10 protein-coding genes and 1 tRNA gene are annotated in these 11,862 nt (G+C 71.6%); 8 read left to right on the top strand and 3 right to left on the bottom strand.

Annotated features, from left to right (window positions below; translation table 11 throughout):
• The first annotated feature begins 16 nt into the window (after positions 1-16).
• From EUA06_RS04540 to EUA06_RS04575, 8 genes are all read left to right on the top strand, one after another.
• Positions 17-1,363: a dipeptidase gene (locus EUA06_RS04540; protein WP_129473850.1), complete on the top strand. Its 1,347-nt coding sequence runs from the start codon at positions 17-19 to the stop codon at positions 1,361-1,363.
• Positions 1,363-1,830 carry an SRPBCC family protein gene (locus EUA06_RS04545; protein ID WP_129473851.1) on the top strand — a complete coding sequence of 156 codons (468 nt, stop codon included), beginning with the start codon at positions 1,363-1,365 and terminating at the stop codon, positions 1,828-1,830. The genes EUA06_RS04540 and EUA06_RS04545 overlap by 1 nt, the downstream gene beginning before the upstream one ends.
• Positions 1,827-2,867: an NAD(P)H-binding protein gene (locus tag EUA06_RS04550; RefSeq protein WP_165354253.1), complete on the top strand. Its 1,041-nt coding sequence runs from the start codon at positions 1,827-1,829 to the stop codon at positions 2,865-2,867. The genes EUA06_RS04545 and EUA06_RS04550 overlap by 4 nt, the downstream gene beginning before the upstream one ends.
• Before the next feature lie 153 nt (positions 2,868-3,020).
• On the top strand, positions 3,021-5,369 hold the full coding sequence (locus tag EUA06_RS04555; RefSeq protein ID WP_242497972.1) for a molybdopterin cofactor-binding domain-containing protein: 2,349 nt from the start codon (positions 3,021-3,023) through the stop codon (positions 5,367-5,369).
• 10 nt (positions 5,370-5,379) lie between these two features.
• Positions 5,380-5,874, top strand: coding sequence for a (2Fe-2S)-binding protein (locus EUA06_RS04560; protein ID WP_129473853.1), 495 nt, complete (start codon positions 5,380-5,382; stop codon positions 5,872-5,874).
• A gap of 36 nt (positions 5,875-5,910) precedes the next feature.
• Complete coding sequence (gene purF / locus EUA06_RS04565; RefSeq protein ID WP_129474378.1) at positions 5,911-7,443, top strand: amidophosphoribosyltransferase; 1,533 nt, start codon at positions 5,911-5,913, stop codon at positions 7,441-7,443.
• 35 nt (positions 7,444-7,478) lie between these two features.
• Complete coding sequence (gene purM, locus EUA06_RS04570) at positions 7,479-8,561, top strand: phosphoribosylformylglycinamidine cyclo-ligase (protein ID WP_129473854.1); 1,083 nt, start codon at positions 7,479-7,481, stop codon at positions 8,559-8,561.
• 159 nt (positions 8,562-8,720) lie between these two features.
• Entirely contained in the window at positions 8,721-8,915 is a 195-nt protein-coding gene (locus EUA06_RS04575) for a DUF3073 domain-containing protein (protein ID WP_129474379.1), read from the top strand.
• A 247-nt stretch (positions 8,916-9,162) separates the two neighbouring features.
• On the opposite strand, the gene EUA06_RS04580 is transcribed toward EUA06_RS04575, so the two are convergent.
• The 3 genes from EUA06_RS04580 to EUA06_RS04590 form a co-directional block, all read right to left on the bottom strand.
• Positions 9,163-10,257: a Glu/Leu/Phe/Val family dehydrogenase gene (locus EUA06_RS04580; protein ID WP_242497973.1), complete on the bottom strand. Its 1,095-nt coding sequence runs from the start codon at positions 10,255-10,257 to the stop codon at positions 9,163-9,165.
• Between the two features lie 113 nt (positions 10,258-10,370).
• A complete protein-coding gene (locus EUA06_RS04585) occupies positions 10,371-11,696 on the bottom strand; it encodes a hypothetical protein (RefSeq protein WP_129473855.1) in 1,326 nt (441 codons plus the stop codon).
• Positions 11,697-11,764: 68 nt separating this feature from the next.
• Positions 11,765-11,838, bottom strand: a tRNA-Phe gene (locus EUA06_RS04590).
• Positions 11,839-11,862 lie beyond the last annotated feature (24 nt).

Below are 11,862 nucleotides of genomic sequence, written 5' to 3' on the forward strand. Positions count from 1 at the left end.
GTCCTAGGGTGTCCACATGACTGTCGACATCCCCGCTCGTCTCGCCGAGGTCATGCCCGGCATCCGCCGCGACCTCGAGGACCTGGTCCGCATCGAGTCGGTGTCCGCCGACCCGGCTCGCGCCGGTGAGGTCGAGCGCAGCGCCGAGGCGACGCGCGACCTCTTCGCGGCCGAGGGCTTCGAGGCCGAGATCGTGCGGGCGTACGACGGTGCCCCGCCGGCCGTGATCGCGAAGAAGGCCGGCCCCGAGGGTGCGCCCACCGTCCTGCTCTACGCCCACCACGACGTCCAGCCGGAGAACGACCACGCCGACTGGGACTCCCCGCCGTGGGAGCCCACCGAGCGCGGCGACCGGCTCTACGGCCGAGGTGCCGCCGACGACAAGGCCGGCATCGCCGCCCACCTCGGCGCGGTCCGGATCTTCGGCGACGAGCTGCCGGTCAACCTGGTGATGTTCATCGAGGGCGAGGAGGAGGTCGGCTCCGACACCCTCGTCGAGCTGCTCAACGCCCACAAGGACCGCCTCGAGGCCGACGTGATCGTCATCGCCGACTCCGGGAACTGGGACATCGGCGAGCCCGCGCTCACCACGAGCCTGCGCGGCCTGGTGCGGATGGACGTCGAGGTCCGCACTCTGACCCATGCCGTGCACAGCGGCATGTGGGGCGGCCTCGTGCCCGACTCGATCATGACGTTGAGCCGCCTCATCGCCAGCCTCAACAACGACGACGGCAGCGTCGCGATCGAGGGCCTCCACTCCGGTCCGGCCGCCGACGTGGAGTATCCCGAGGCCCGGCTGCGCGCCGAGTCCGGCGCCGCCGAGGGCATCGAGTGGATCGGCACCGGCAGCGTCGTCGAGCGGCTCTGGACCCAGCCCGCGCTCTCGATCACCGGCCTCGACGCACCCAAGGTCGAGGGCGCCTCCAACACCCTCGTCCCGGCCGCCCGCTGCCGGATCAGCCTCCGAATCGCTCCCGGCGACACCACCGCCAACGCGGTGCAGGCCCTCCAGGCCCACCTCGAGAAGCACGTCGCGTGGGGCGCCACCCTCACCACGACGGTCGTCGACACCGGCGAGGCGACGCAGATCGACGCGAGCGGACCGGCGTACGACGCCGCGCGTGCCGCGTTCGCCGAGGCCTGGGACGGCACGGCTCCCGTCGACATGGGTGTCGGCGGCTCCATCCCGTTCATCGCCGAGTTCCTCGAGGCCTTCCCGCAGGCGAGCGTGCTCGTCACCGGCGTCGAGGACCCCGACACCCGCGCCCACGGCGCCAACGAGGGCCTGCACCTCGCGGAGTTCGAGAAGGTCGTCAAGGCCGAGGCCTTCCTGCTGCGCAACCTCGGCGAGCTCCCCCGCTGATGGCCACCTTCCGTGCGCGCAACAGCTCATCCGCCGTGCTTCGCTCGTCGCGGAGCGAGGTGTGGGCCGCCCTGACCGACGCCGACCTGATCGCGAAGATCACTCCCTACGTCACCTCGATCACCGTCGACGGCGACCGGTGGGTGTGGCGCCTGGCCACCATCCCGGTGCTCGGGCTGTCGGTGGCGCCGGCCTTCACGGAGGTGATGGAGCTCCACCCCGAGGAGCGGATCGAGTTCACCCATGATCCGGCGCGGTCCGACGAGATGACCTCGGTCAACGGCACCTACGTCCTCTCCGACCACGCGGGCGGCGGCACCGAGGTCGGCATCGACCTCGAGATCGCCTGCAGCCTCCCGCTCCCCGGTCTGGCCCGGCCGGCGGTCGAGCGCGTGATGGCCGGGGTCGTGAAGCACATGGGCGCGGTCTTCTCCCGCAACCTGCTCAAGCACCTGGGCGAAGCGTGAGGGTTCTGATCCTCGGCGCCACCGGCTACGTCGGCTCGCGCCTCGTCCCGCACCTGCTCGACCTCGGCCACGAGGTCGTCGCGGCGTCGTCCTCGCCGCCCGACCCCGACCGCTTCGGCTGGGACGAGCGGGTCGAGGCGGTCCGCTGCGACGTGACCGACGCGGCATCGGTCGCACAGGCGGTGCGCGATGTCGACGCCGTCGTCTACCTCGTCCACTCGCTGCAGCGCAGCGACTTCACCGACCGTGACCGCCTCGGCGCCGAGACCGTCGCGGCCGCCGTCGACGAGCAGGGCGTACGCCGCCTCGTCTACCTGTCCGGCCTGGTGCCCGACGCGCCCGAGAGCGAGCTGTCGGCCCACATCACGAGCCGCCTCGAGGTCGAGCGGATCCTGCTCCGCACCGGCGCGGAGGCCACGGCCATGCGAGCCGGCGTCGTCATCGGCGCCGGGTCGACCTCGTTCGAGATCATCCGCCAGATCGCGACGCTCTTCGTCGTGCAGCCGGTGCCGCTCTGGATGAACCACTCGGTCCAGCCGATCGCCGTCTCCGACGTGCTCCGCGCGATCGCCGAGGCCCTCGAGGACGACGGTCCGCGCGGCGCGGTCGACATCGGCGGCCCCGACGTCCTCACCTACCCCCGCCTGATGAGGGCCTGCTCCCGCGGCGCCGGCCTCTCCCGCGTGCGCCTGCCCGCACCGGTCGCCCCCAGCGGGCTCGTCGGGCTCGCCACCGCACTGGCCACGACCGCGCCGTTCCACACGGTCACGTCGCTGATCGAGTCGCTGCACCACGACATGGTCTGCCGCCCCGGCCAGACCTGGGCGCCGCGCGACGGTGCGCCCCTGCTCGGCCTCGCCGAGGCAGTCGGCCTCGCGAGCGATCCGGCGTACGACGGACCCGAGGGCGCGCTGCCCTCCGACCCGGCGTGGACGCGCCCGCACCGTCTCCTCGACGCTCTGCCGATGCCGGCCACCACCCGCGCGGCTGCGCGGCTCGCCCTCCACCGCATCCAGACCCTCCTCCCCGACATCTGAGGACGCGGCGCACGCCGATCGTCACCTCGGCAGGTATCGCGAGGTGGGACAGACCTTGAACGGTGACAGCATGACTGTCACAGTGGAGGGCGTTCCTGGGGAGGGACCTTCCGCCGCAGCAGGCCGCCGCGGTCGACAGATCGGGTGAACTCGGTGCCCACTGACCCCCGCGAACGCGAACCCTTCGAGACCTCCGCCACCCCGGTGCCGTACGCCGTCGACCGCCGGCGGTTCGTCGGCTACGTCATCGGCGGCGCGACGCTCGTGGCCGCCGCCGACCTCGTGCTCGCCGACCCCCCGCCCGCGAACGCGGAGATCCCGACGCTGCCGCAGCCGGCCGAGCTCTACGACCTCAACGACATGCTCACCGACGCCGCGCGGCCGACCGCGAACCTGATCACCGTCACGATCAACGAGGACGGCACCGCGAGCTTCGAGCTGCCGCGCGCCGAGGTCGGCCAGGGCATCACCACCTCGACCGCGATGCTGATCGCCGAGGAGCTCGACCTGCCCGTCGACCGCGTGCGGGTGACGCTCGCGCCGGCGCGCCCCGAGCTGCTCTTCAACCAGCTCACCGGTGGCTCCAACACCACGATCTCGACGTACACCCCCATCCGGGTCGCGGCCGCCGTCGCCCGCGTCACGCTGCTCGACGCGGCAGCGATCGTCCTCGGCGACACCGTGGCCGGCCTCGTCGCCAAGGGTGGCGTGATCACGGCGCGCAACGGATCCTCGGTCACCTACGGCGAGCTGGCCGTCAAGGCCGCGGGCAGCGCCGGGAGCCGGGCCGTCGAGGTCGAGCTGAAGACCGAGGCCGAGTTCAGCGTGATCGGCACGCCGACCAACCGCATCGACGCCCTGGCCGCCGTCACCGGCCAGAAGGACTACACCACCGACGTCGCAGTCCCCGACGCGCTGCCGACCATGGTGTGCCGGGCGCCCACGCTCAACGGCACGCCCGTGTCCGTACGCAACCAGGCCCAGGTCGAGGCGATGCCCGGCGTCACCCACGTCGCCCAGGTGAGCACCGGCGTCGCCGTGCGTGCCGCGACGTTCGGCCAGTGCATCGACGCCGTGCGCGCCCTCGACGTGGCCTGGAAGGCCGGGCCGGTCGCGGGGGAGAGCGACGCGACGATCCTGCGCAAGGTCCGTTCCGCGCAGCTGCCGATGCCGAAGCTCCCCGACACCCCGCTCGCCCAGACCGTCTCGGGCGACTTCACCTTCTGGTTCCGCAGCAACTCCGCGATGGACACCAACAGCGCCATCGCCGATGTCCGGCCCGACGGCGCCACCATCTGGTCGGGGTTGAAGTCGCCGATCGTCGCCCAGCAGCAGATCGCCCTCAAGCTCGGGATGAGCCCCGACAAGGTGAAGGTCAACGTCGTCACGGCGGGCGGGTCCTTCGGGCGTCGGCTCTTCTTCGACGCCGCGCTCGAGGCCGCCGAGATCTCGCAGAAGATGGGCGCGCCGGTCAAGCTGATGTGGCACCGCGCCGACGACGCCCGCGTCGGGCGTACGCACCCGCTCGGCACCTGCCGCGTCCAGGCCACGGTGAGCGGCACCAACGTGCTGGCGTTCAACCAGTCGCTCACCTGCGTCGAGACCGACTTCCGCCACGGGCTGGGCGAGATCATCACCGCCGCCGCCGCGGACCTCCCGGGCGGCGTCGGCAACCTCGGCTTCGCCGAGACAATCTTCGCCCTCACCCAGGAGGTGCCCTACGACTTCGGTGCCGTGACCCAGACGCTCGTCGAGACCGACGACCGCTTCAACACGGGGTCGATGCGCAACATCTACTCGCCCGACGTCCGCGTCGCGAGCGAGCTCGTCGTCGACAAGCTCGCCGCGAAGATGAGGATGGATCCCTACCAGTTCCGCCGGAAGTTCCAGCGCAACGAGCGGCTCCTCACGGTCCTCGACACCGTCGCCCAGGCCGGCGAGTGGGGTCGGTCGATGCCCACCGGCACCGCGCAGGGCATCGCGATCCACAAGGAGTACAAGGGCGTCTCGGCCTGCCTGGTCGAGATCGACACCCGCCCCGCGACGACCGGCCGGCAGATCCGCGACGCGGTCACCGGACCGCGTGTCACGCGCGTGACCTTCGCCATCGACGTGGGCCTCGCGATCAACCCGCGCGGGCTCGAGGCGCAGATGCAGGGCGGGATCAACGACGGCATCGCGCTGGCCCTGACGTCCAGCCTCCACCTGCGCGACGGGCACTTCCTCGAGGCGAGCTGGGACAACTACTTCTACACGCGGCAGTGGAACACCCCGCCCGACGTCCGCGTGATCGTGGTGCCGTCCGAGGAGAAGGTCCCCGGCGGCGCCGGCGAGGCAGGCGTCGCCGCGACGTTCGCCGCGGTCGCGTGTGCGTACGCCCGGGCGACCGGCACCATGCCGACGCAGTTCCCGATCAACCACGACCAGCTCTCGTTCGAGCCCAAGTCCTTCGTCCCCCCGGTCCCGGAGTCGCCCACCAACGGCCTCGACCTGATCTCCTGAGGAGCACCTCGTGCCTGAACAGACCTTCATCGTCAACGGCGAGCGCGTCACGGTCGACGTCGAGGACGACGTACGACTCCTGTGGGTCCTGCGCGACCTGCTGGGCATCACCGGCCCGAAGTACGGCTGCGGGATCAACGTGTGCAAGGCCTGCACGTCGCACATCAACGGCAAGGCGTTCAACCCGTGCGCCGTGCCGGTCGGAAGTATCGGCAGCGAGGACGAGGTGACCACCATCGAGGGCCTCCCGGGCGAGGTGACCGAGCAGCAGCGCGGCGCCAACGGCCTGCACCCGATGCAGGAGGCGTGGCTGGAGCGCGACGTCGTGCAGTGCGGCTACTGCCAGCCCGGCCAGATCATGGCGGCCGTGGCCCTGGTCAACCGGGTCAAGGCCGAGGGCCGCCAGGTCACCTCCGCCGACCTCGACACGATCCGCAACATCTGCCGCTGCGGGACCTACACCCGGATCCGCGAGGCGATCACGGACGGCGCGTCGAGGATGTGAGCCGTCGGCCGTAGACTGCGGGTCGTGCCCTACCAGATGAGCAAGCGGACTGGTGGCGACGGCCGCCTGACGACGGCGCTCGACCCCCAGGACCAGGGCCCGCAGGACGCCTGCGGCGTGTTCGGTGTCTGGGCGCCGGGCGAGGACGTCGCCAAGCTGACCTACTTCGGGCTGTACGCCCTCCAGCACCGAGGCCAGGAGTCCGCCGGCATCGCGGTGAGCAACGGCCGCCAGATCCTGGTCTACAAGGACATGGGCCTGGTCTCGCAGGTCTTCGACGAGTCGACGCTCGAGTCGCTCAAGGGCCACCTCGCGATCGGTCACTCGCGCTACTCCACGACCGGTGCCTCCACCTGGCAGAACGCGCAGCCGACCTTCCGCCCCACCGTCGACGGCTCGATCGCGCTCGGCCACAACGGCAACCTGATCAACACCCACGAGCTCGCCCAGATGGTGCGCGACCTGCCCGGGCCCGACGACGAGCTGCCGCTCCAGTCGCGCGACGTGGAGACCTCGACCAACGACACCAGCCTCGTCACGGCGCTCCTGGCGCACCACCCGGACACCTCGCTCGAGCAGCGAGCCCTCGAGGTCCTGCCGAAGGTCCGCGGTGCCTTCTGCTTCGTCTGGATGAACGAGGGCACGCTCTTCGCCGCTCGCGACCCGCAGGGCATCCGGCCGCTCGTGCTCGGCCGCCTCGACCGCGGCTGGGTGGTCGCCAGCGAGGACGCCGCGCTCGCCACGATCGGCGCGAGCGTCGTCCGCGAGATCGAGCCCGGTGAGATGGTCGTCATCGACGAGAACGGCCTGCGCTCCCACCGCTTCGCCGAGGCCGACCGCAAGGGCTGCGTCTTCGAGTACGTCTACCTCGCCCGCCCCGACGCCACGATCAGCGGGCGCAGCGTCCACGAGTCGCGCGTCGAGATGGGCCGCCAGCTCGCCCGCGAGTTCCCGGTGGAGGCCGACCTCGTGATCCCGGTGCCCGAGTCGGGCACGCCCGCCGCGGCCGGGTACGCCGAGGAGTCGGGCATCCCGTTCGGCCAGGGCTTCGTGAAGAACGCCTATGTCGGACGCACGTTCATCCAGCCCAGCCAGACGCTTCGCCAGCTCGGCATCCGGCTCAAGCTCAACGCCCTCGAGCACATGATCCGCGGGAAGCGGATCGTCGTGGTCGACGACTCGATCGTGCGCGGCAACACCCAGCGCGCGCAGGTGCGGATGCTGCGGGAGGCAGGCGCCCGCGAGGTGCACGTGCGGATCTCGAGCCCGCCGGTGAAGTGGCCGTGCTTCTACGGCATCGACTTCGCCACCCGCGCCGAGCTGATCGCCAACGGCCTGACGCCGGAGGAGATCGCCGCGAGCGTCGGTGCCGACACGCTGGGCTACATCTCCCTCGACGGCATGATCGACTCGACCAAGCAGACGCGCGACACGTTGTGCACCGCCTGCTTCACCGGCGACTACCCCGTCGAGCTCCCCGACGAGAGCCTGCTCGGCAAGCACCTGCTCGAGTCCACGCTGCAGTCGCCGACCATGGGCCGCGCACTCCCGGTCCTCAACAACCCCTGACCGCACCCCGCCGCCATCGTCCCCCGAGGAGCCCCGTGACCGACCAGCCCACCGAGTCCTCTCCCGGGGCGTACGCCGCAGCCGGGGTCTCGATCGAGGCGGCCGACCGCGCGATCGACCTGATGAAGGGGTGGGTCGACAAGGCCCGCCGGCCCGAGGTCATCGGAGGCATCGGCGGCTTCGCCGGGCTCTTCGACGCCACGGCGCTCACCCGCTACGAGAAGCCGCTGCTGGCCACCTCGACCGACGGTGTGGGCACCAAGGTGCAGATCGCGCAGCTGATGGACGTGCACGACACGATCGGCTTCGACCTCGTCGGCATGGTCGTCGACGACCTCGTCGTGTGCGGCGCCGAGCCGCTCTTCATGACCGACTACATCGCCTGCGGCCGGGTCGTGCCCGAGCGGATCGCGGCGATCGTCAAGGGCATCGCCGAGGCCTGCGTCGTCGCCGGCTGTGCCCTCATCGGCGGCGAGACCGCCGAGCACCCCGGCCTGCTCGACCCCGACGACTACGACGTCGCGGGCGCCACGACCGGTGTCGTGGAGGCGAGCAAGCTGCTCGGCCCGGGGCGGGTGCGCCCCGGTGACGTGGTCATCGCGATGGAGGCCAGCGGCCTGCACTCCAACGGCTACTCGCTCGTGCGCCACGTCCTCCTGCAGCAGGCCGGGTGGACGCTCGACCGCCACGTCGACGACTTCGGCCGCACGCTCGGCGAGGAGCTGCTCGAGCCGACCCGCATCTACGCCAAGGCCTGCCTCGACCTGGCCGACCGCACCGAGACCCACGCCATGTCGCACGTGACCGGTGGCGGGCTCGCCGCCAACCTCGAACGGGTGCTCCCGGCCGAGCTGTCGGTGCGGCTCGACCGCTCGACGTGGACGCCGCAGCCGGTCTTCGACGTCGTACGACAGGTCGGCTCGGTGTCGCAGCCCGACCTCGAGGCGACGCTCAACTGCGGGGTCGGCATGGTGTCCCTCACCGCTCCCGACTCCGTCGACGCGGCGATCGCCGTCCTCGCCGGCCACGGCATCAACGCCTGGGTCGCCGGAGAGGTACGCCTCGACGACGAGCACGGCGGCCGCGTTCGCCTGGAGGGCCAGCACCCGGGCTGGTGAGGCGGGTCCGGACGAGTTTCCTCTCGGCCGTCAGCGAAATGCGGCAGGTGGTGTGCGGGAACACCCACCGCTCAGGTAGCGTTGTCCTCACGATATGTGACCGATCAGACCGGGCGCGCCTCAGGCAGCCCCGGCCAAGTGTGCGAGGGGGTCGACCCTATGGGGCGCGGCCGAGCTAAGGCGAAGCAGACCAAGGTCGCACGCGACCTGAAGTACCGGACTCACGAGACCGACTTCGGGGCGCTGGCGAATGAGCTGCACGGAAGCGAGAAATCTCATCCCGCGCCGGCTGAAGTTGAGCCGGACGAGGACGAGTGGTCGGACTATGCCGACCGCAGTCGACGTGCGGACTGACTGACCGCACCTGATCGCACCTGATCACCACCCGGGCGACCGGGTCTTGCGGCGTACGTCCGCGCCCGGACACGCTGACCGGGCAGTTCCTCGCGCTGGAATGCGCCGACCGGGCAGTTCCTCGCGCTGGAATGCGCCGACCGGGCAGTTCCTCGCGCTGCTACCGCGAGGAATCGCCCGGTCAGCGCTTGGTCGCGCGAGGAATCGCCCGGTCAGCGCTCGGGGGCGCGAGGGATCGCCCGGTCGGTCAGAGATGGATGCCGCGGAGGCGGCCGACCTCGCGCATCCGGCGCTCGGCAAGGCGGTCGGCGGCCTCGGCGGAGGTGATGCCGTCGGCCTGGGCGAGCTCGAAGACCTGGCGGGTCGTCTCGAAGATGCCGCTCGCGCGCTGCTGGGCGCGCTCGAAGGAGAAGCCCTCGAGCTCGTCGGCGACCTGGATGACCCCGCCGGAGTTCACGCAGTAGTCGGGGGCGTAGAGGATGCCGCGCTCGGCGACCTGCTTCTCGATGCCGGGGTGGGCGAGCTGGTTGTTCGCGGCCCCGCAGATGATCGTGGCGCGCAGCACGTCGAGCACCTCGTCGCTGATCGCGCCGCCCATCGCGCAGGGCGCGTAGACGTCGATCTCGCTGGCGACCAGCTCGTCGGTGGTCGCGACGGCGGTGACCTGGGGGTACTCGGCGCGGATCGCCTCGACCGACGGGGCGTGCACGTCGGTGACGACCACGGACGCGCCGTCCTCGATCAGGTGGCGGACGAGGTGGCGCCCGACCTTGCCGACGCCGGCGATGCCGACGGTGCGCCCGGCGAGCGTGGGCTCGCCCCAGACCTGCTCGGCCGCGGCACGCATGCCCTGGAAGGTGCCGTACGCCGTCAGCACCGAGCTGTCGCCCGCGCCGCCGTGGGCGACCGTGCGGCCGGTGACGTAGTCGCACTCACGGGCGATGTGGTCCATGTCGACCGAGAACGTACCCACGTCGCAGGCCGTGTAGTAGCGGCCGTTGAGCGACTGCACGAAGCGGCCGTAGGCGCGCAGCAGGGCCTCGGTCTTCAGCACGGCCGGGTCGCCGATGATGACCGCCTTGCCCCCGCCCAGGTCGAGGCCGGCGAGCGCGTTCTTGTAGGACATCCCGCGCGAGAGGTTGAGCACGTCGACGATCGCGTCGTCGGTGCTCGCGTAGGGGTAGAACCGCGTCCCGCCGAGGCCGGGGCCGAGTGCCGTGGAGTGGAGGGCGACGATGGCCCGGAGGCCCGTCGCGCTGTCGTTGCAGAAGACGACCTGCTCGTGCTCGCTGCCGAGCTCGAAGACGTCGACGCCGGAAGTGGCGGCTCCAGACATGCTCATGCGTCCTTTTCTGGTGGGTGCGGCCGCGGGGTGTGCGGACCTGGTCGGAGCGGTCGAGGGGTGGTGACCGCCGTCACGACCAAGCGTATCGCCGCCGGATCACGTCGCAGGCATCACTGCGACCGCATCACCATGAGGTCGCCGTGGGTGCCGTAGCCGAGCAGGTCGCCGCCGGCCCTGCTCCCGTTGAACGTCGCCAGCAGCCACGCGCCGTCGACCTCGGCGAGCGAGGGCCACGGCAGGTTCGTCGGGTAGGGCGCGTCGAGCAGCCCGACGTCGGACATGGCGAGGTCGAAGACCGGGAACCGGGCGCGCACGCCGCGCCCGGAGTCGCGACCGTCGCTCGCGAGCACCACCATCCGTCCGTCGACCTCGACCAGCGTCGTGCCCTCGGTGGACGTGCGGTCGGTGGCCGCTCCGCGCAGCCGCAGGTCGTCGAGGGACGGGCCCGAGGCCAGGGCGGGGTGGAAGTCGAAGAACCTCCGCGCGCTCACGAAGCCGACCAGCCACTCGCCGTCGCGGTGCACGAGGTGCGGGTCCCAGGTCGCGATCGAGGCGAGGCCGTCCGTCGGGAGCGGCAGCTCGCGGGTGTCGAGGACGTGGGTGCCGCGCAGGAGGTCGGCGTCGGACTCGGCGAGCGTGACCCGCAACCCCGCCGGCGTACGCCGACCGGCGCGCGTCGTCGGGGTCTCGAAGTCGCCCCACGTGCTGGTCGCCACCAGCCACCCGTCGTCGGTCCTCACGAGGTGGGTGGCGTGGTCGCCGTAGACGCCGGGCCGGTCGGGCCGGCGGAAGAAGAGGTCGCCGGCGTGGACGACCTCGACCGCTTCCGGGTCGAAGCGCCACACGCTGGTGTGAGCCGTGTCGAAGAATCCCGGGCCGGCGGACGTGGCGGTCAGCCACAGGGCGCCGTTCTCCCTCAGAGGCCGACCGGCCACGTCGGTCACGAACCGGACGTCGCGCAGCCCGAGCTGGCCGAAGCCGCCAGCAGTGCCGCCCCACGTCGGGAGCTCGACCCGGAGGTCGGCGAGTGCGGCCTCGTCGCGGGTGTCGAGCACCTCACGCAGGTCGTGCCGGGCCCGGGCCACCCACGAGCCGGCCTCGCGTGTCCAGGCCGTGACGTGCGTGCCGGTCAGGGTCAGGCCGAGGTCGGTCGGGTCCTCCGATCGGTGGAACCGGCGGCTGCGCAGCTCGCGCGTCCCGTGGGAGTGGTTGAGGGTCAGCGACACCGACCCGTCGCGCACCTCCGCACCGATGCGATGGTCGGCCAGGTGCAGGGCGAGCCAGGAGCGGTCGCGCGCCTCGGCCGTCGCAGCGACGTACGGCGCCACTGCCGGCATCGCCATCGTGCCGCCGGAGGTGGCCTCGAGCTGGACCGAGCCGGGCGCGACGAGGTCGACCGGCCGCAGCCGGCCGACGATCTCGAGGCGAGGAAGCACGGGCGTCATCCTTCCGGATCGCGCAGAAGGGCCCCGACCGGGACGTGGTCGGGGCCCTTCTGTGCTTGTGGGCAGGGGCGGGGTCGAACCGCCGACCTATCACTTTTCAGGCGATCGCTCGTACCAACTGAGCTACCTGCCCAAGCGCGACGAGGATACATGAGGC

Origin of the sequence: Nocardioides glacieisoli (assembly GCF_004137245.1) — a bacterium.
GTDB lineage: Bacteria > Actinomycetota > Actinomycetes > Propionibacteriales > Nocardioidaceae > Nocardioides > Nocardioides glacieisoli.